This is a genomic window from Acidimangrovimonas sediminis (genome assembly GCF_002871005.1).
Classification (GTDB): Bacteria; Pseudomonadota; Alphaproteobacteria; order Rhodobacterales; family Rhodobacteraceae; genus Acidimangrovimonas; species Acidimangrovimonas sediminis.
In genome coordinates this window covers 192,580-211,683 of the sequence record NZ_PHSN01000010.1, presented here as the reverse complement: position 1 = coordinate 211,683, position 19,104 = coordinate 192,580, and the positions used below count along the sequence as shown (strand labels likewise).

The 19,104-nt window shown below is 69.7% G+C and carries 14 protein-coding genes; 11 read left to right on the top strand and 3 right to left on the bottom strand.

Annotation, left to right across the window (positions count from 1 at the left end; genetic code table 11):
* Window positions 1–60: 60 nt before the first annotated feature.
* A complete protein-coding gene (locus tag CVV76_RS10960) occupies window positions 61–963 on the bottom strand; it encodes an MBL fold metallo-hydrolase (RefSeq protein WP_233192814.1) in 903 nt (300 codons plus the stop codon).
* Between the two features lie 199 nt (window positions 964–1,162).
* On the opposite strand from CVV76_RS10960, the gene CVV76_RS10955 reads away from it, so the two are divergent.
* On the top strand, window positions 1,163–2,485 hold the full coding sequence (locus tag CVV76_RS10955) for an ATP-binding protein (protein WP_102224674.1): 1,323 nt from the start codon (window positions 1,163–1,165) through the stop codon (window positions 2,483–2,485).
* Window positions 2,486–2,778: 293 nt separating this feature from the next.
* Here CVV76_RS10955 and CVV76_RS10950 read toward each other — a convergent pair whose 3' ends face one another.
* Window positions 2,779–4,164: a M20/M25/M40 family metallo-hydrolase gene (locus CVV76_RS10950; RefSeq protein WP_102224673.1), complete on the bottom strand. Its 1,386-nt coding sequence runs from the start codon at window positions 4,162–4,164 to the stop codon at window positions 2,779–2,781.
* Between the two features lie 140 nt (window positions 4,165–4,304).
* Here CVV76_RS10950 and CVV76_RS10945 point away from each other — a divergent pair, with 140 nt between their 5' ends.
* The 7 genes from CVV76_RS10945 to CVV76_RS10915 all read left to right on the top strand — a co-directional run bounded on the left by CVV76_RS10945 (window position 4,305) and on the right by CVV76_RS10915 (window position 12,619).
* Window positions 4,305–5,063 (top strand): hypothetical protein, encoded by a 759-nt coding sequence (locus CVV76_RS10945; protein ID WP_102224672.1) that lies wholly within the window; start codon window positions 4,305–4,307, stop codon window positions 5,061–5,063.
* A 168-nt stretch (window positions 5,064–5,231) separates the two neighbouring features.
* Window positions 5,232–5,852, top strand: coding sequence for a 5-aminolevulic acid synthase (locus CVV76_RS10940; protein WP_102224671.1), 621 nt, complete (start codon window positions 5,232–5,234; stop codon window positions 5,850–5,852).
* A gap of 133 nt (window positions 5,853–5,985) precedes the next feature.
* Window positions 5,986–7,215: a 5-aminolevulinate synthase gene (gene hemA / locus CVV76_RS10935; protein ID WP_102224670.1), complete on the top strand. Its 1,230-nt coding sequence runs from the start codon at window positions 5,986–5,988 to the stop codon at window positions 7,213–7,215.
* A gap of 152 nt (window positions 7,216–7,367) precedes the next feature.
* A complete protein-coding gene (locus CVV76_RS10930; RefSeq protein WP_233192810.1) occupies window positions 7,368–8,873 on the top strand; it encodes a helix-turn-helix domain-containing protein in 1,506 nt (501 codons plus the stop codon).
* A gap of 207 nt (window positions 8,874–9,080) precedes the next feature.
* Window positions 9,081–10,250 carry a flavodoxin-dependent (E)-4-hydroxy-3-methylbut-2-enyl-diphosphate synthase gene (gene ispG / locus CVV76_RS10925; protein WP_102224669.1) on the top strand — a complete coding sequence of 390 codons (1,170 nt, stop codon included), beginning with the start codon at window positions 9,081–9,083 and terminating at the stop codon, window positions 10,248–10,250.
* A 173-nt stretch (window positions 10,251–10,423) separates the two neighbouring features.
* The gene (locus CVV76_RS10920; protein WP_102224668.1) at window positions 10,424–11,224 is read left to right on the top strand and encodes a DUF1236 domain-containing protein; all 801 of its coding nucleotides are present in this window, start codon (window positions 10,424–10,426) and stop codon (window positions 11,222–11,224) included.
* A gap of 627 nt (window positions 11,225–11,851) precedes the next feature.
* On the top strand, window positions 11,852–12,619 hold the full coding sequence (locus CVV76_RS10915) for a DUF1236 domain-containing protein (protein WP_102224667.1): 768 nt from the start codon (window positions 11,852–11,854) through the stop codon (window positions 12,617–12,619).
* A 175-nt stretch (window positions 12,620–12,794) separates the two neighbouring features.
* Here CVV76_RS10915 and CVV76_RS10910 read toward each other — a convergent pair whose 3' ends face one another.
* Window positions 12,795–13,664, bottom strand: a complete 870-nt coding sequence (locus tag CVV76_RS10910) for a DsbA family protein (protein WP_102224666.1) — start codon at window positions 13,662–13,664, stop codon at window positions 12,795–12,797.
* A 178-nt stretch (window positions 13,665–13,842) separates the two neighbouring features.
* On the opposite strand from CVV76_RS10910, the gene CVV76_RS10905 reads away from it, so the two are divergent.
* From CVV76_RS10905 to CVV76_RS10895, 3 genes are all read left to right on the top strand, one after another.
* Window positions 13,843–15,018 (top strand): pyridoxal phosphate-dependent aminotransferase, encoded by a 1,176-nt coding sequence (locus CVV76_RS10905; protein ID WP_102224665.1) that lies wholly within the window; start codon window positions 13,843–13,845, stop codon window positions 15,016–15,018.
* Window positions 15,019–15,205: 187 nt separating this feature from the next.
* On the top strand, window positions 15,206–17,326 hold the full coding sequence (locus CVV76_RS10900) for an FUSC family protein (protein WP_102224664.1): 2,121 nt from the start codon (window positions 15,206–15,208) through the stop codon (window positions 17,324–17,326).
* Window positions 17,327–17,523: 197 nt separating this feature from the next.
* Window positions 17,524–18,882, top strand: coding sequence for an N-acetylmuramoyl-L-alanine amidase (locus tag CVV76_RS10895; protein ID WP_233192809.1), 1,359 nt, complete (start codon window positions 17,524–17,526; stop codon window positions 18,880–18,882).
* The last annotated feature ends 222 nt before the right edge of the window (window positions 18,883–19,104 follow it).

The window sequence follows — 19,104 nt, the reverse complement described above, 5'->3', positions numbered from 1 at the left end:
CGTTCCGGGGGGCGTCCAGAGGGTTTTTGACAAAAAGTTCGCGGCGTTCAAAAACCCGTCTCAGGACCTGCGAAACTGCGCGGTGACGAGCGGGGTTCCCTTGGCCTCTATCTCGTTTCTTTCAATGAGATCAACGATATGCGCAAAGACGTTCCGGGCAGCGGCGGGCAGGAGCGCCGTGGGGACATCGGTATAGATCGCGCGGGTCAGGGCCTCGATCGTGGCCGGCCCTGCAGAGAGCGCCGCAAGGATTTCCGCCTCGCGCCCGAGGCGGTGGGCGATCAGCGCCGAGAGCCGCGCGTCGGGATCGTCGACCGGGGCACCGTGGCCCGGGTGGAGCCTGCGCGCCCCAAGGGTCCGGAGCCGCGCGAGCGAGGTCATGTAGGCGCCCAGATCCCCTTCGGGCGGGGAGATCAGCGACGACGCCCAGCCCATCACCACGTCGCCAGTGAAGACCGCGTCGCCCATCGCGAAACTCAGGTGGTTCGACAGATGTCCCGGCGTCCAGATCGCGCGCAGCTCCCAGTCGCTGCCGCTGATCGTCTCGTCGTCGGCCAGCGTGACGTCGGGCGCGAACGCCGCGTCGATGCCCTCACCGCCGCCAAGCCCGCCCTCGGCGGCGAGGTGCCGCATCGCCGGGCTCATGCCGGTGCGGCTGTCGCCGAAGGCCAGAACCGGGGCGCCGGTCAGGCGTGAGAGCTCTGGCGCGAGCGGCGAGTGGTCGACATGGGAATGGGTGACGAGGATGTGGCTGATCCTCTCGCCCGGGGCGAGAGCGGCCAGCAGCGCGTCGCGGTGGGCGGGCAGCGCGGGCCCCGGGTCGATCACCGCGACCGTGCCGGTGCCCACCAGGTAGCTGTTGGTGCCGCGGAAGGTCATTGCCGAGGGGTTGGGGGCCAGCACCCGGCGGATCCCGGGGGCCAGCTGCTCGACCACGCCGGGTCGGGGATCGAAGGCGGCGATCTCGGGGGGGAGGCCGGAAAAGGCCGGCGCGGGGGGGCGGCCGGAGGTTATGGCGGATGTCGTGGCGGCATCCCGGGAAGGCGGCTTGGTCACGGTGGGCGTCCTTTCTGGTGGCACGGCTCGGTCTGCGCTGCTCGATCTGCGCGGGTCTCTCGTGACGCGGCTTTCTCTTGGCGCGGCGGCCGGGTACGGTGCCGGCATGAAACCGGCCTTCCTCAAACCTCTCCTCCCGCGCGGCCTGCAGGGCCGGGCCGCGCTGATCCTGATCGTCCCGGTGATCGCGATTCAGCTGGTCGTGTCGGTGGTCTTCATCCAGCGGCACTTCGAAGGCGTCACCCGGCAGATGACCAACAACATCGCCATTGAGGTGGCCTATCTGGAGCGCGAGGTCAATGACGCGCCGTCCATGACCGAGGCCGAGAGCCGCGCGGTCAGCCTGGGCGACGCACTGTCGATGGACGTGACGCTGCCGACCGACGGCCCGATCGAGGACCGCAAGGAATTCTACGACCTGTCGGGGCGCAGCGTGATCTCGACCCTCGACAGCAAGCTGGCACGGGTCCAGGGCGTGGACCTCGCCTCCAACTCGCGCGAGGTGCGGCTGTCGATGGCGACCGACTGGGGCCCGATGGAGGTCGTGTTCTCGCGCGACCGGGTGTCGGCCTCGAACCCGCACCAGCTCCTGGTGCTGATGCTCTTCACCTCACTCCTGATGACGCTGGTCTCCTACCTCTTCCTGCGCAACCAGCTGAGGCCGATCACCCGGCTCGCGGCGGCGGCCAAGGAGTTCGGCAAGGGCCGGACCGTGCCCTACCGCCCGCGCGGCGCGATCGAGGTGAGGGCGGCGGGGCGCGCCTTCCTCGACATGCGCGCCCGGATCGAGCGGCAGATCGAGCAGCGCACGCTGATGCTCTCGGGGGTGAGCCACGACCTGCGCACGCCGCTGACCCGGCTGCGCCTCGGCCTGTCGATGATGGAGCCGGAGGAGGAGGCCGCCGCGCTGACGCGCGATGTCGAGGACATGGAGCGGCTGCTCGAGGCCTTCCTGTCCTTCGCCCGGGGCGACGCGATGGAGGAGCCGGAGGAGGTCGACGTGGCAGAGCTGGTGCAGCGGGTGGTCGAGAACGCGCGCCGCGCGGGACAGGACGTGACGCTGGCACGGATCGACGCGCCCGAGGGGCTGCGCGTCAAGCTGCGACCGCAGGCGGTGGGCCGCGCGGTCGAGAACCTCGTGGTCAACGGCGTGCGCTACGGCAAGCGGGCCGAGGTGAGCCTTCTGCTCGGGGCGGGCCATGTGCATATCGTGGTCGAGGACGATGGGCCCGGCATTCCCGCCGCCCGGCGCGACGAGGCGCTGCGCCCGTTCACCCGGCTCGATTCCGCGCGCGACCCGAACCGCGGTGGCGGCGTGGGCCTGGGCCTGTCGATTGCCGCCGACACCGCACGCAGCCACGGCGGGCGGCTGAACCTCGGCGAAAGTCACCTCGGCGGTCTGAAGGCGGAGCTGGTTCTGGCGCGCTGAAGCGGGGAAACTCCGGAACCCGACGTCGGCGCGGGATGGAGATGTTCGGCCGGCGGGGGCGCTGCCCCCTGCACCCCCGGGATATTTGGACTCAGAAGAAGACGAGGGCCCGCCTTTCTTTTGAGTAGAAATATCCCACGGGGGTGCGGGGGTGTGAAACCCCCGCGGAATCGGGGGGTGCGGGGGTGTGAAACCCCCGCGAAATCGGGGGGTGCGGGGGTGTGAAACCCCCGCGGAAGCGGCGGGTGCGGGGGGCGGGCCCGCCGCATCCGCCGCCTGTCAGCCGCCGCCTGTCAGCCGCCGATGCGGTCGAGGATCCGGGCCCAGCTGCGGATGCCGTGATGATAGCAGGCCAGGTCGTATTTCTCGTTCGGCGAATGGATCTGGTCGTCGTCGCGGCCGAAGCCGATCAGCATCGTGTCCATGCCCAGGAGGTTCTGGAAGAAGCCCGCGATCGGGATCGAGCCCCCGCAGCCGACGTAGGCCGCGGGCACGCCCCATTCCTCGGTCAGCGCCTGGCGCGCGGCCTCGAAGGCGGGGTTGGAGATTGCCATGGTCGAGGCGGCGCTGCCCTCGGGCTCCGACCAGACCAGTTCGCAATCCTCGGGGAGTTGCGCCGCGATCCAGTCGTGGAAGGCGCTGAGGATCTTCTTCGGATCCTGGCGCGACACCAGCCGGAACGACACCTTGGCCGAGGCCTCGGACGGCAGCACGGTCTTGAAACCGGCGCCGGTGTAGCCGCCCCAGATGCCGTTGATCTCGGCCGTGGGCCGCGACCAGATCATCTCCAGCGGGGTGCGGCCCTCTTCGCCCGCCGGCACCGAGAGGCCGACATCGCCTAGGAAGGACGCGTGGTCGAAGGCCAGCGCCTGCCATTGCGCGCGCACCTCGTCGGGCAGTTCGTCCACGTCGTCGTAGAAGCCGGGCACGACGCAGGCGCCGTGCGCGTCGAAGAGCCCGCCGAGGATCCGCGTCAGCACCCGGATCGGGTTCTGCGCAAGGCCGCCGTACATCCCCGAGTGCAGGTCGCGCTTGGCCGCCTTCACGGTGAATTCCACCTTGGCCAGCCCGCGCAGCATGGTGGTGATCGCGGGGGTGCGCGATTCGAACAGGCCGGTGTCGCAGATCAGCGCGAGATCGCATTTCAGCTCGTCGCCGTGCGCCTCGAGATAGGGGATCATCGAGGGCGAACCTGATTCCTCCTCGCCCTCGAAGAACAGGGTGAGGTTGCCGGGCAGGGTGCCGGTCTCGGCCTTGTAGGCGCGGCAGGCCTCGATGAAGGTCATCAGCTGGCCCTTGTCGTCGGCCGCGCCCCGGCCGCGGATCACCTTGCCCGCCGCGGTGTCCTCGATCGCGGGATCGAACGGGTCGCGGTCCCACAGTTTCAGCGGGTCGACCGGCTGCACGTCGTAATGGCCGTAGAACAGGATGTGCGGCCCTTCGGCACGGTGGTGGGCCACGACCATCGGGTGGCCCTTGGTGGGGCGAACGCTGGCGTCGAAGCCCAGTTCGGTGAGTTCCTTCACCAGCCAGTCGGCGGCCTTCGCGGTATCGTCCTTGTAGGCCGGGTCGGTCGAGATCGACGGGATCCGCATCAGCTCCATCAGCCGCTCGACCGAGGTATCGATATCTGCGTCGATCCGGGAAAGGACCTTTTCGATCGGGGCTTTGGAACTCATGCGGGGTCTCCTGTGGCGGGCCGGCGCGGAGCCGGCACCTGGTGTTTCGGTCGGGCGGAGCCTAGCACCCGGCTAGGCACTGTCCAGAGCGGGCGCACGGCGATAGGCTGCCCGCGACCGAGGAGAGGGGAGAGAGGCGCATGGCGGGACGGGCGGATCTTGGTCCGGGGTTTGGGCTGACGGCGGGGGGCGCGGCGGGCGTGGCACTTGCCGCACTGCTGGTGTCGAGTATGGCTTCGGCGCAGGGGGTGGCGCCCGCGACGACCGCCGGGCCCGCCGCGGATGCCCCCGCGCCAGGCACAGCAACGCCGACGGACCTGCCGGTCGACGATGCCAAGGCGCAGGCGTTGCTTTATCCCTATGACCAGGCGGAGCTGCGCTTCGTGCCTGACCTCGGTGTCACCGGTCCGGCGTTGAAGCAGATACGTGACGCGGCGGCGGATCTTCCGTTCTACGGCGCGGTTGCCGCGCGCAAGGTGGGGCGGCACCGGATCGGCTATGCGATGGCCGCGGGGTTCCATTCGCCCGAGGCGGCGGGCGCGGCGGCGCGGGCGCGCTGCAACGCCAAGGCGCAGGCGAGCGATTGCGTCGTGATCGCCCATGTCCTGCCGCCGGGTTGGGTCAAGGGCCGGGTGCTTCAGCTCAGCGCCCGCGCCACGCTGATGTACCAGGAACGCTACATGCCCGAGGGCGGCCCCGCCGCGATGGCGATCGCCCCGGGCGGCACCGGCGCCGCGCTGGCTCTGGGGCAGGACGCGGCGCCCCGCGCCCTCGCGGCCTGCCGGAAGGGCGCGCGGGCGGCGTCGGATACGGAATTCGACTGCCACGACACCGAGGCGGGCGCGACCTGCGCCTTCGGTCCCGGCGCGCAGGCGTGCCGCCTCGTCCTGCGCGACTGACACCCCGGCGGGCCCACTGGCGGGCGCTTCGGGCGCGCACGTACGGGGGGGCAGGGAACCGGGGGCGGCCCGGGCGGCGTTTCCCTGCCGACCGGCGCCCCGCGCGGGGGCTGTCGTCTGCCCGCCCCGCGCAGTAGGGTGCGCCCCGCAACGAAGACGGAGACACGCATGACCCACCGGATTCTCAGCCGTGCGCCCATGGCCGCAGCGGCCGCGCTCACCGCCGCGCTTCTCATCCCCGCCGTGGCGGCGCAGGCCGCGCCGCTTCAAGGTGCCCAGGCCAAAGGCATGCTCTATCCCGCCAAGGGCGCCGAGGTTCAGGTGATGAAGGTGCCGGGCTTCGGCCGCAAGGAAACCGAGGTGCTGCGCACCGTCGGCGCCAGCCAGAAGTATTACGGCGCGATCGCCGTGTCGCCCGGCGACGGGCTGCTGAACGAGGCCACCGTCGCTGCCGCAAATTACCATTCGATCGAACCCGCCGAGCGCGCCGCGCTGGCCGCCTGCGATGCGCGCAAGAGCGCCAAGGCCCGCTGCGTCGTCGCCGCCCGCATCCTGCCCAAGGGCTACCGCCCGGGCCGTGCGCTGCAGCTTTCGGCCGACGCGACGCAGGTGTTCGACGAGAAATACCTCTCGGCGAGGGCACCCAAGGCGCTGGCGATCTCGCGGTCGTCGGGGCTGTTCGGGCTGGGCCTCGGGGCAGGAGCCGAGAAGAAGGCGGTCCAGGCATGTCGCGCCAAGGCCCAGCAGGGACAGAATGCCGCAGACTGCGCCGTGATCATCGCCGAATAAGGGTTTTTACCGGCCGTTCACGGGAAAGCGTCATTTTGCGCACTGGCCTTGTTGCGATTTGATTAATATCAAGGCCACATGTGAACAGGACCGGTAGGCCCGTACCCAGCCGCACAGGGCAAGGGAGACGACGATGAACTATTCCGAAGCACTCGACGCAGCACTGACTCGCCTGCACGACGAAGGGCGCTACCGCGTCTTCATCGATATCGAGCGTGAGAAGGGGGCGTTTCCCAAGGCGGACTGGACCCGGCCCGACGGCGCCCGCAAGGAAATCACCATCTGGTGCGGCAACGACTATCTCGGCATGGGGCAGCACCCGGCGGTGCTGGCCGCGATGCACGAGGCGCTGGACGCCACCGGCGCCGGATCGGGGGGCACGCGCAACATTTCGGGCACCACCGTCTATCACAAGCGGCTCGAGGCGGAGCTGGCGGATCTGCACGGGAAGGAGGCCGCGCTGGTCTTCTCCTCCGCCTACATCGCCAATGACGCCACGCTGTCGACCCTGCCCAAGCTGTTCCCGGGCCTGATCATCTATTCGGACGAGCTCAACCACGCCTCGATGATCGAGGGCATCCGCCGCAACGGCGGGGCCAAGCGGATCTTCAAGCACAACGACCTTGCCGATTTGCGCGCCAAGCTCGCGGCCGACGACCCGGCCGCGCCGAAGCTGATCGCCTTCGAGTCGATCTATTCGATGGATGGCGATTTCGGTCCGCTGGAAGGCTTCTGCGACCTGGCCGAGGAATTCGGCGCGCTCACCTATCTCGACGAGGTGCACGCGGTCGGCATGTACGGCCCGCGCGGCGGCGGCGTGTCGGAGCGTGACAACCTCGCCGGTCGGATCGACATCATCAACGGCACGCTGGGCAAGGCCTATGGCGTGTTCGGCGGCTACATCGCGGCCAGCGCCAAGATGGTTGACGCCGTGCGCTCCTACGCGCCGGGCTTCATCTTCACCACCTCTTTGCCGCCGGCGGTGGCCGCCGGGGCGGCGGCCTCGATCGCCTTCCTGAAGACGGCCGAGGGGCAGAAGCTGCGCGACGCGCAACAGCTGCACGCGAAGATCCTGAAGATGCGCCTGAAGGGGCTGGGGATGCCGATCATCGACCACGGCAGCCACATCGTGCCGGTCCATGTCGGCCACCCGGTGCATTGCAAGATGCTGTCCGACATGCTGCTCGAGGAATTCGGCGTCTACGTCCAGCCGATCAACTTCCCGACCGTGCCGCGGGGCACCGAACGGCTGCGGTTCACGCCGTCGCCGGTGCACGATCCGAAGCAGATCGACCACCTCGTGAAGGCGATGGACAGACTTTGGGCACGGTGTGCGCTAAATCGCGCCGAGATGCCCGCCTGACCCCTTCGCCGGGTGTCATTGCCGTCCCTCTGTGATAAAGTTAATCACAATAGCTCGACCGGGGTTGAGTCGATTCTTGGGGAAGATCGGACGGTTCCGGTAAAATCGGGCGGCTTCTAACAAGCGTGCAGGGCAGGCATGGGGCAGTTTCAATGATCGGGCGAAGGGGACGTCCTTCGACGGGCGACGAGGATAAGCCGAAGGGGTTCGATGATTTCGAGCTCCGTCTCGGCGATGTCATGCGGGGCGAACGGGCCACGCTTGGCAAGTCGCTTCTCGACGTTCAGCGCGAACTCAAGATCAAGGCGACCTATGTCGCGGCGATCGAGAATTGCGACGTCTCTGCCTTCGAGACGCCGGGTTTCGTCGCGGGCTACGTGCGCTCTTACGCGCGCTATCTCGGGATGGATCCTGAATGGGCCTATGGCCGGTTCTGCCAGGAAGCCGATTTCTCGGTCTCGCACGGGCTGTCGGGCATCGCCGGCGGCAAGGGGCAGGCCCCCGGCGCGGGTCAGCAGGGCAAATCGGGATCGCGCAGCTTCGCCGGGCAGGGCTTCGGCCAGGGCAGCGCGGCGGAGACCGACCGGTCCGGATCGGGCAAGGCGGGTTCCGGCAAGATCGGGTCTGGCAAGATCGGGCTGGGCAGCACCTTCGGCGGCATTGGTATCGGCGCGCTGCAGAAGACGCGCGGCAAGGTGGCATCCCGGCCGGCGGCCGGCACGGCAAAGCCGGGCTTCCGCGATCCGCTGGCCAACCCGAACGCCACCTTCGTGCCGCGCGCTCCGGCGATGTTCACTGGGTTCGAACCGCGCGCGATCGGGTCCCTCGTCGTGCTGATCGCGCTGATCGGCGGTATCGGTTACGGCGGCTGGTCGGTGCTGCAGCAGGTGCAGCGCGTGCAACTGGCTCCGGTCGACCAGGCCCCCGGCGCGGTGGCCGATCTCGACCCGCTGGCCAATGTCGCGGCGCTTCCCGACAAGGACAAGGAAGCGGGCGTGACCACGCCGTCGGATGACAAGATGGCGCGGCTCTACCGTCCGCAGGCGCTTGACGTGCCGGTGATGGTGGCGCGCGACGGGCCGATCGCGGCGATCAAGCCGGGCTCGCTCGGGGCGCTCTCGGCGCAGGCCGACGACAGCGCCATGGCCAGCGCCGACGGCGGCAGCGCGCTTCCGGCGGCGGGGAACGGGTCCTCACCCGACGCCGTGTCGGCGGCGGCGAATTCCGCGGTTGCGGCGGCGCTGGGGCAGACCCTCGGCGCGGCACCCGGCGTCGGAGGCGATGGCCAGATCAAGGTGACGGCAGACGCGGCCCCGGCGGTGCAGGTGCTTGCCGTGCGCCCGGCCTGGGTGCGGGTGCGTGCCGCCGACGGGACCGTGCTGTTCGAGAAGATCCTCGACGCAGGTGAACGCTATACCGTGCCGCAGGGCGCGGAACCGGCCACCCTTCGTGCGGGCAATTCCGGCTCGGTCTACTTCATGGTCAACGGCAAGGCCTATGGCCCTGCCGCCCCGGGGGCGCAGGTGGTGAAGAACCTCACGCTGACACCCTCGGACCTCGAGCAGAAGTACCAGGTGGCCGACCTCGCGCGGAACCCCGACCTCGCCGGCGCGGTGGCGGTGGCCCAGGCCCAGCCACAGAAACTGCCGACCCAGTGATCCGGTAAACCGCTGACCCGGTGATCCTGCCCCGGCGATATGGTGCCGGTGACATGGTGCCGGTGAGCCCGGCAAGATGGCCTTCTGCGGGGACCCGCAGGGGCCGCGGATCGCTGCCGATGCCACGTGCCGGATGGCTGCGCTGTTGATGACCCCGCCGTCCCGGGCTATCTGGGGGCGGAACTGCAAGGTCAGGAGCCGCGCCCCATGTCCCACAATCCCGTCCGTCCGTGGCGCGACATCGCGCGCCGCAAGTCGCGCCAGATCATGGTCGGCAACGTCGCCGTCGGCGGCGATGCCCCGATCTCGGTCCAGACGATGACAAACACCGACACGTCGGATGTGAAGGCCACGATCGAACAGGTGCAGCGCTGCGCCGCCGCGGGCGCCGACATCGTGCGCGTCTCGACCCCGGACGAGGCCTCGACCCGCGCGCTGCGCGAGATCGTGGCGGAAAGCCCGGTGCCGATCGTCGCTGACATCCACTTCCACTACAAGCGCGCGATCGAGGCCGCCGAGGCGGGCGCCGCCTGCCTGCGCATCAACCCGGGCAACATCGGCGACGCGGGCCGCGTGAGGGAGGTCATCAAGGCCGCACGCGACCACGGCTGTTCCATCCGCATCGGGGTGAACGCCGGCAGCCTGGAGCGGCACCTGCTGGAGAAATACGGCGAGCCGTGCCCCGAGGCGATGGTGGAAAGCGGCCTCGACCACATCCGCATCCTGCAGGACAACGACTTCCACGAATTCAAGATCTCGGTGAAGGCTTCGGACGTGTTCCTTGCCGCCGCCGCATACCAGCAGCTGGCCGATGCGACCGACGCGCCGATCCACCTCGGGATCACCGAGGCGGGGGGACTGGTCTCGGGCACGGTGAAATCGGCGATCGGCCTTGGCAACCTGCTGTGGATGGGGATCGGCGACACGATCCGCGTCTCGCTCTCGGCCGATCCGGTCGAGGAGGTGAAGGTGGGCTACGAGATCCTGAAGTCGCTGGGCCTCAGGCATCGCGGCGTCACCATCATCTCGTGCCCGTCCTGTGCGCGGCAGGGCTTCGACGTGATCAAGACGGTCGAGAAGCTGGAGGACCGGCTGGCCCATGTCACCACCTCGATGAGCCTGTCCATCATCGGCTGCGTGGTGAACGGCCCGGGCGAGGCGCTGATGACCGACGTGGGCTTCACCGGCGGCGGCGCGGGCAGCGGCATGGTCTACATGGCCGGCAAGCAGAGTCACAAGATGTCGAACGACCAGATGATCGACCATATCGTTGGCCTGGTCGAGACCCGCGCAGCCGAGATCGAGGCCGAGAAGGCGCGCGAAGAGGCCGACGCGGGCAGCGCCCCGGGAAAGGTTCCCGAAGGAACCGCGGGCTGAGTCACTATCTTTTCGGCTTTGGCGGGAACCTGCTTTGCGCCGAACTGCGTCTGAGCGGATTTTCGCCGAAAATCCGATCCCCACACCGGGGGGCGGACCCTGCCGCCGCCTCGGCTGTTCTTCCGCCATCACGGCGCGGGTGATCCGCGCCCCGCAGAACTGGAGGATAGAACATGTCCACGAATAAGTTCATTGCCGCTACCGCCGCCGTCTCGGTCTTCGCCCTGACCTCTTTCAGCGCGGCCTATGCCGATCAGAACGCCAACAACGAGAAGATCACCAAGCCTGAGGTCCACACCAAGGTGGTGCAGGACGGGAACGGCAAGACCGTTACCAAGACGATCAACAAGGATGGCACGGTGACCACCACCACGACCGAGGCCTATATCTCGGTACCGACCACGATCATGACAGGTCCGGGCACCGGCTATACCTCGATGAAGCAGGTGCCGGCCAAGACCCGGATGAACGTCACCGGCTGCCTCGAGACGCATGACTGGTGCAAGGTCGACGTCGACGGCAAGGAAGGCTGGATGCCCGCCAAGGACATCACGGTCGACGCCAACGGTCAGACCTACAGCCTTGCCGATGCCCAGGGCTCCAAGAACGTGAACACGGTCGAATACCACAAGAACGCCGACGGGGTGGATGCCGCCTCGACCGCGTCGATCGGGGCTGCGACCGGGGCGACGATCGGTGGGCCGGCCGGTGCCGCCGCCGGGGCTGTCGTCGGTGCCGCCGTCGGGGCCGTCAACGGCTCGATGAAGGCGCCGACCAAGACCGTGACGACCTACACGATCAACAACCCGACGCCGACGGTGAAGGTCGAGGGCAACATCAAGCAGGGCGTGGTTATCCCCAAGACCGTGTCGCTGACGCCGGTGCCGAATTCCGATTACGCCTACTTCTACTCGGACAACAAGCCGGTGATCGTGAACCCGTCGGACCGCACGGTCGTCCAGGTCGTGAACTGATCCGGACCGTCTGACCCGGACCCGCGGCGCCTGATCGCCGCCGGACATTCGAACGCCCCCGCACTTCGCTGCGGGGGCGTTTTCGCATGTTGTGGCGCTTTGCGGGGCGGCAAGGGGCGGGGCCGCGGCGGGGCAAATCTTCGGAAGCGATGTGGGGCAAGGCGGGCGCTCGGGGGATGTCTGCCCTTGCAGCCGACGTGCAGGCCCGATCCGGGGGCGCTTTCGAGGCGAAGGCGGTTGCCTCGCATCCATCACCCTCTCGGGTCCTTATCCTTCGTCCATCTCAGCCGACGACCTCGCGACTTCCGCCGCCGAGCCGGGGGCTCCATGCCCGCAGTCGAGGGGATCTTTTCGGCGCAGGAACACAGCGACGCGCCCGGCGTGGGGGGTGAACCTCTGGGGGGATCCGGGGCAAAGCCGTTGCGGATGATGGGCGAAAGTTCCACAGCGAACCGGGGCGCGGGTTCCGCGGCGGAAAGCTGCCATTTCGCCGGTTCCCGCGCGCCGAAAAGGGCCAGGGGCTGTAACATGGCGATCCTGCCCCGGACCTGGGCGTCCCGGGCCGTCGTTTCTCTCGCATCGGGCGCCGGATGAACCGGGCGCCACTCAGCATACGGAGAAAGACAGATGTCCAAGACCCGCATCATCGCCGCCGCTTCGGCCCTCGCGATCGCTGCCGCCGGGACGGCCTTCGCCGACACCACCGTCATCACCACGCCGAGCGCACCCGCCCCCGCGCCGGCGCCCGCCGCGACCACCACCCAGACCACGGTGAACGGCGACGGAAGCGTGACCACCACCCGCACCCAGGCGATGGTCGTCTCGCGCGGGACGGTGATGACCGGCCCGGGCACGCGTTACGAGACGGTCGAGCAGGTGCCGCAGAACACCACCATCGCGCTCGACGGCTGCCTCGCCTCGAACGACTGGTGCCAGGTGAATTATGGCGGCAAGACCGGCTGGATCTCGGCCCGGGACATCCAGGTGATGCAGGGCAACCAGGCCTATGCCGTGGCGCAGGCGCCCGAGACGATGCGGATTCAGACGCTGCATTACGACAAGGAAAAGCAGACCCGTAACGCCAGCGCGGGCCTTCTGGCCGGTGCCGCGACCGGGGCCGCGGTCGGTGGTCCGGTGGGCGCCGCGGCGGGCGCCGTGGTCGGCGCGGCGAGCGGCCTGATCGCGACCGGCCCCGACAAGGAGGTGACGACCTACGTCACCGCCCACCCGGTGGCCCCGGTGCAGTACCGTGGCGACATCCGCACCGGCGTCGTGGTGCCCGACAGCGTGGCGCTGACCCCGGTACCGCATTCGAAGCTGTCGTATTTCTATGCCGACGGTCAGCCGGTGGTGGTGAACCCGCACAACCGCACCATCGTGAAGGTCGTGAACTGATCCGCAGCCGCGATGTGGAAACCGCAGGGGGCCCGGTGATCGGGCCCCTTCGCATGCGCGGGCGTCGGGAGACGGAACGGGCCGTCGCCGCCGAACGGTGCCGGTCTCTTCGCGATGGGCGCCGTCCGAAGCCCCCCGATCCGAAGCGTCCGAAGCCGGCGGCGGGGGCTGGCGATCAGCCGTTGTCGCCGGTGGCGGGCGGGGTGCTGGATGCGCCGCTGGTGCTGGTCGGGGCGGCGTTGCGGTCGGTGCGGATCTCGGCCACGATCTCCTTGAGCTGGTCGTAGGGGACGTAGCCCCGCAGCATGTCGCCACCCAGCACGAAGGTCGGCGTGCCGTTGATCTTCAGCCGCGCGGCCAGCGCGTGGTTCTCGGCGATCACCTTGTTGACCGAGGCGCTGTCGGTCCTGGCGGAGATCGCGTCGTAGTCGAGGTCCAGCGTGTCGGCGAGCGCCTTGAGCGAGGCTTCGTTGATCGGGCCGCGCATCGCCATCAGCGCGTCGTGCACCTTGGCATAGGCCGCGTCGCCCGCGACCTGCCGCGTGGCGATGGCGAAGCGGGCGCCGATCACCGATTGCTCGGTCAGGATCGGGAATTCCTTGACGATGTAGCGGATCTTGCCGTCGGTCTTGAGCAGCTTCGCGACCTCGGGCATCGCCTTCTTGCAGTAGCCGCAGCGGTAATCCATGAACTCGACCAGCGTGATGTCGCCCTTCGGGTTGCCGCCGACCCAGGAATTCGGGTCGTGGAACAGCGCATTGGCATTTGCCTTGACGAGGCTCTCGTCGTCGGCGGCCTGCTGCTGGGCCTGCTGCTCCTGCAGCTTGGAATAGGCCTCGACCAGCACCTCGGGATGTTCCATCAGGTAATCGTGCACGGCCTTGCCGAAGGCCGCCTTCTGATCCGGGGTCATCTGCGACAGATCGAACCCTTCGGCCGCCGCGCTGCGGGGCAGGGCGCCCGCGCCGGCCAGCGCAAGGCCGAGCGTCGCGGCAAGAAGAAGGCGCGGCCGCGGGGCGGACGGGCGACGGGCGGGACGAGTCATCGAAAGTCTCCTGATCGGGTCGCGCGCCACAATGGCAGATCGGCTGCGAAGGGCAAGCGCCGGGGTCGACGCATGGTTTACCGCGGGGGCGGGGCCGGATGGAGGCACATGGTGCGCGGGCCCATGGTTGACCTTCGCCGTCCGCGCCGCGAGAAGGGGCCAAAGCAGGAGAATGCGGATGAAGATGTCGACGCGGGGCGCGGTGGACCCGTTCATCGTGATGGACGTGATGGAGCAGGCCCGCGCGGCCGAAGAGGCGGGGCGCGACATCGTCCACATGGAGGTGGGCCAGCCCGGCACGCCGGCCCCCGCCGCCGCCCGCGCGCGGCTGGCCCGGGCGATGGAGGAGGGCGCGCTGGGGTATACCGTCGCCCTCGGCCTGCCCGAGCTGCGCCGGGGCATCGCCGCGCTCTACCGCCGCTGGTACGGGATCGAGCTTGACCCCGGCCGCGTCGTCGTCACCTCGGGCTCGTCCTCGGCGTTTCTGCTGGCTTTCACGCAGCTTTTCGACGCCGGGGCGCGGGTCGGCCTGGGCGAGCCGGGCTACCCCTCGTACCGGCAGATCCTCAAGGCGCTGTCGCTGACGCCCGTGGGCATCCCGGCCTCGGAGCAGAACCGCTATCAGCCGGTCCCCGCCGACATCGCGGCGGCCGAGGCGGCGGGCGGCGCGCTGGACGGCATGATCGTGGCCTCGCCGGGCAATCCCTCGGGCACCATGCTCGACCGGCCGGCGCTCGAGGCGCTGATCGGGCATTGCGCCGGGCGCGGCATCTCCTTCGTGTCGGACGAGATCTACCACGGCATCCAGTACGGCGCCCGGGCGGTATCGGCGCTGGAGGTGTCGGACGACGTCTGCGTCATCAACTCCTTCTCGAAGTATTTCAGCATGACCGGATGGCGGATTGGCTGGATGGTGGTCCCCGAGGATCATGTCCGCGCGGTGGAGCGGCTGGCGCAGAACATGTTCATCTGCCCGCCGCATGCCAGCCAGGTCGCGGCGCTGGGGGCGCTTGACGCGGTGGACGAGCTGGAGGCCAACCTCGCCGTCTATGCGAAGAACCGCCAGCTGATGCTGGAGGGGCTGCCGAAGGCGGGCTTTACCCGGATCGCGCCGCCGGACGGGGCCTTCTACGTCTATGCGGACGTGTCGGAATTCACCTCGGATTCGCTTGCCTTCGCGGGCGAGATCCTGCGCGAGACCGGCGTGGCGGTGACGCCCGGCCTCGATTTCGACCCGGGCCGGGGCGCGCGGACCCTGCGGTTCTCCTACGCCCGGGCGACCGCGGATATCGAGGAAGGCCTGCGCCGGCTCGCCGCCTACATGGCGGCGCGGTCCCCGGGCGGGGCGGGCTGAGGCAGGTCGTTCCGAGGCAGGTCGTTCCGAGGCAGGGCCGGCTGACGCAGGGGCTGCCGCCGGTCCTCCGCAGGCGTCGCCGGGAAGGGCAGGGGGCAGGCCTCGGGAAAGGCAAGCGGACGTGCGGGGGCTTGATCCGCAGCACGGGCAGTGCAACTTGAGAGCCCCACAGCGAGGCCCGTCACCGATGTCCGCACCTTCCGAGATCCGCACTCTGCCCCGCAGGACGGCCCGGCTGATCTTTCGCCATCATTTGGAGAACGGCGCGCTGGTGTCGGCGCGGATGGCGCTGGTGGTGTTCGCGGCCTGGCTGGTCCTGGGCGAGGCCCTGGCAGTCTATGCCGCGATCGGCGCGCTCTGCCTGTCGGTCGCCGATCAGCCGATCGCGCTGGCCAGCCGGATCCGCGTGCTCGTGGCCGGTATCGCCGCGGGCGGTACGATCATGCTTCTGGTGGGCCTGTCGTCGGGCAACGCGGCGGCGCTCGGGGCGGTCGTTCTGGGCGTCAGCCTCTACTTCGCGCTGGCGCTGGCCTTCGGGCGGCAGATGATCACGCTGGGGGTCTCGGGGATCCTGGCGATGATCATCACCATGGCGATCCCCGCCCCGGATCCCGCCACCGCGTTCGAGCGTTGCGGCCTGTTCCTGTCGGGCGGGCTGACCTACGCGGCGCTGGCGCTGGCGACCGGCCTGATCCTCGGCGACCGGGTGCGCGCCATGGCGCTGAACGAGGTGCTGCTTGCACTGGCTGGGTACCTTCGGGCGCGCGCCGATCTCTACGATCCGGGGGTCAAACGGCAGAAGGCGCTGGCCGGTGTGATCGAACGCCACGGCGCCCTGATGGAGCGGCTGCAGACCGCGCGCGACCTGATCTTCACCGGGCGCCCGACCGCGCATCGCCGGCGCTGGATCCACGCCATGCTTGCCGCGCTCGACCTTTACGAGGCGGTGCTGTCGTCGGACAGCGACTGGGAAACGCTGCGCGAGGCGCCGGATACCCGGGCGTTGTCGCAGCTTTCGGCGCTGAGCCGGGCGCTGGCCGACGACGTGGAGGAGCTGGGGCTGTCGATCGCCGCCCCGGCCGCGGACGAACCCGAGGGCGCCGCACTCCGGCATCCCGATCTGATGGCGGCGCTGGACGCGGCGCTGGCGCGGATGAAGGAGGACGGGCAGGCCGAGGGCGCCGCGACGCTGGCCCCCACGCGAACCAAGATGGCCCGTGCGCTGCGCCGGGCCGAGCGGCTGGCCGAGGCGCTGCGCCTGCCTCCCGGGCAGACACCCGACCTGCCGGACGTGGCGCTGGCCGCCTTCGTGCAGCCGCCGTTCTCGTGGCGCGAGACGCTTCGCGGCCACCTCGCGCCGCGCTCGCCTTCAGGGCGCTACGCGATCCGGCTGACGCTGGCGATGATGACGGGCTACGCCATCACGGTGGCGCTGCCGGGCTACGTGCACGGGGGATGGATCCTGCTGACCGTCGCACTGATCATGCGCGCAAGCTACGCCGTTACCCGCCAGCGCCGCAATGACCGGCTGGTCGGCACCCTGCTGGGCTGTGCCGCGGCGGCGGTGCTGATCCCTGTCCTGCCGCACTGGGCGACGGTCGGGGTGGTGATCCTGGGTCTCGGCATCGTCAACGCCTTTGCCACGACGAATTATCGCGTCGCCTCCTTCGCGGCGTCGCTTCTGGCGCTGATGCTTCTGCAATACCTCGAGCCGCAGACCTATTTCGTGGCCGAGCGCCTGCTCGACACGCTGATCGGGGCGGGTTTGTCCATGACCTTCGCCCGGGTGCTGCCCAGCTGGGAGCGCAACGACATTCCCCGCCTCGTCACCCAACTGGCCGAGGCCGACCGCACCTTTGCCGACCAGGCGCTGCGGCTTGCCCCTGAGGACCAGACCTATCGCCTTGCCCGGAAGGCCGCGCTAGACCGGTTCACCGCACTGGCCACCACGGTGCGGCGGCTGTCGAGTGAACCGGACCGTGAAAACCGCCGCTTCGTCGCGCTGAACGAGCTGCTGGCCGCGGATTACCTGCTGGCCTCCGACCTCGCCTCGGTCCACGCGATGATCCAGGCGCGGGGCGAGGAGCTGGATCCCGCTGCCGCCACTCCGCTGCTCGAGGAGGTCCGCGAGGGGGTGGTCAGAAGCCTGTCCTCCGCCGGGCCGCGGCCGCCGACCGAGACGCTGCGCCGGCGCGGCTGGTTCGAGCTGCACGACCCCTCTGCGCTGACCGCGCTGCGCCGGCGGCTGCTGCATATCGAGCATTCCGCGCAACGGCTGGCGGCGCAGGTCGACCGGCTGGGAGGATGAGCGGTGACTGTTTCGCGCCTCCGGTGCGACCTTCGCTTCGTGGGTCCTGTCCTGCCTGCGGGCGCCCCCGGCTCCGGGTGCCGAATTCCGTCCGATGCGCGCCTGGCACCGGTTCCCCGGCGGCATGTTCCGGGGTAGGGTGCCGATAACGGCCCCGATGAACGAGGGCCGGACCGGTTTCCCGGATGCGAGTGGACATGAGCAGGTATTTTCTCCTTTCCAGATCGGTCCTTTCGCGGCTGGCCCTCCTGGCCTGGCTGCTGACGTCGTTTCTGATGTCGTTCTGGGCGGCGCCGTTGGCCATGGCCCAGACCGCGCCCACGCAAAGCCCGGCGCCTCCGCCCGCCCCAACACAGCCCGTCCCCACACAGCCTGCCGCCCCGGCGACGGGGGCCAAGGGGCTGACGGCGCTGGCGCGGTTCGAGCCGCGGGGCTCCGCGATCCGCGACGCGGGCGACGGCATCGCGCTCGACCTCGCGATCAGCCAGCCGGTGCCGTGGCGGGTGCGGGTGCTCGACGACCCGGCGCGCCTCGTCCTCGACTTCCGCGAGGTGGATTTCGGCGACATCGAGAACGCGGCGCTGTCGACCTCGTCCCACGTGCGCGATCTGCGGGCCGGGCCGCTGCGTCCTGGCTGGTCGCGCCTCGTCCTGGAACTCGACGGTCCCTACGGGGTGAAGACCGCCGAGATGCGCACCGATCCCGAGGGCGGGCGGGCCGAGGTGCGGCTGGTGCTGCGCCCCGAAAGCGCGGCCGCGTTTGCCGGCGCTGCGGCGGTGCCCGATCCCCCGGGCTGGACCCTGCCGCGCCCGGCCGACGTGGGCTATGCCAAGCGCCGCCAGACCGGTGACCGCAAGGTGATGGTGGTGATCGACCCGGGCCATGGGGGCATCGACCCGGGCGCGGTGCATGGCAAGCTGCATGAGGCCGACATCGTTCTGGCCGTGGCCCGCAAGCTGCGAGAGGCGCTGTTGCGGGCGGGCGGGTTCGACGTGGTGATGACGCGCGACTCGGACGTCTTCGTGCCGCTGGAGACCCGGGTGTCGGTCGCGCGCGAGGCCGGCGCCGACCTGTTCCTTGCGCTGCATGCCGATTCCATCGCCGAGGGGGTCGCCAGCGGCGCCACCATCTACACGCTGGCCAAGAAGGCGACCGACGAGGCCTCGGCCAAGCTGGCGGCGCGTCACGACCGTGACGACCTGCTGTCGGGCGTCGACCTGAGCGGGACGGACGACATCGTCGCCGGCGTGCTGATGGACCTTGCGCGCGACGAGACGATGCCCCGCTCCGAGGCCCTGGCGGCGGCGCTGGTCACGGCGATCAAGGGCGAGGACCTCAGGATGCACGTTCGCCCGCACCAGGAGGCCGATTTCTCGGTGCTGAAATCGCCCGACATCCCCTCGGCGCTGCTGGAACTGGGGTTCCTGTCCTCGGCCACCGATCGCAAGCAGCTGGTGGATCCGGCGTGGCAGGACCGGATGGTTGCCGCGATCGTCGCGGGGATCCGGGCCTGGGTGAAGACCGACGCGGCCCAGGCCGCGCTGCTCCGCCAGTGAGGCGGGCAGGGTGCGGCCAGTTCCGGGGCTGCCCCCCGCACACACATGGGGGCGTCCTCTCCGGTGCGGGCGCTGGACGGGTGTGACACGATAAAGTGTCGACCGGCGGCGGAACGGGGTATCGGTGCCCGCGGCCGTGCTGGTGTCGCGCTGAGCGGCGCGGCGGCGGGCCCGTGCTTCTCCAGGGCGGAGGGGAGCGTGAAATCTTCCTCCGCCGAGGGG

Excerpts from the sequence above, each read along its gene's own strand:
- CVV76_RS10955 (WP_102224674.1), top strand. The coding sequence starts at position 1,163 with ATGAAACCGGCCTTCCTCAAACCTCTCCTCCCGCGCGGCCTGCAGGGC.
- CVV76_RS10950 (WP_102224673.1), bottom strand. The coding sequence starts at position 4,164 with ATGAGTTCCAAAGCCCCGATCGAAAAGGTCCTTTCCCGGATCGACGCA.
- CVV76_RS10945 (WP_102224672.1), top strand. The coding sequence starts at position 4,305 with ATGGCGGGACGGGCGGATCTTGGTCCGGGGTTTGGGCTGACGGCGGGG.
- CVV76_RS10940 (WP_102224671.1), top strand. The coding sequence starts at position 5,232 with ATGACCCACCGGATTCTCAGCCGTGCGCCCATGGCCGCAGCGGCCGCG.
- hemA (WP_102224670.1), top strand. The coding sequence starts at position 5,986 with ATGAACTATTCCGAAGCACTCGACGCAGCACTGACTCGCCTGCACGAC.
- CVV76_RS10930 (WP_233192810.1), top strand. The coding sequence starts at position 7,368 with ATGATCGGGCGAAGGGGACGTCCTTCGACGGGCGACGAGGATAAGCCG.
- ispG (WP_102224669.1), top strand. The coding sequence starts at position 9,081 with ATGTCCCACAATCCCGTCCGTCCGTGGCGCGACATCGCGCGCCGCAAG.
- CVV76_RS10920 (WP_102224668.1), top strand. The coding sequence starts at position 10,424 with ATGTCCACGAATAAGTTCATTGCCGCTACCGCCGCCGTCTCGGTCTTC.
- CVV76_RS10915 (WP_102224667.1), top strand. The coding sequence starts at position 11,852 with ATGTCCAAGACCCGCATCATCGCCGCCGCTTCGGCCCTCGCGATCGCT.
- CVV76_RS10910 (WP_102224666.1), bottom strand. The coding sequence starts at position 13,664 with ATGACTCGTCCCGCCCGTCGCCCGTCCGCCCCGCGGCCGCGCCTTCTT.
- CVV76_RS10905 (WP_102224665.1), top strand. The coding sequence starts at position 13,843 with ATGAAGATGTCGACGCGGGGCGCGGTGGACCCGTTCATCGTGATGGAC.
- CVV76_RS10900 (WP_102224664.1), top strand. The coding sequence starts at position 15,206 with ATGTCCGCACCTTCCGAGATCCGCACTCTGCCCCGCAGGACGGCCCGG.
- CVV76_RS10895 (WP_233192809.1), top strand. The coding sequence starts at position 17,524 with ATGAGCAGGTATTTTCTCCTTTCCAGATCGGTCCTTTCGCGGCTGGCC.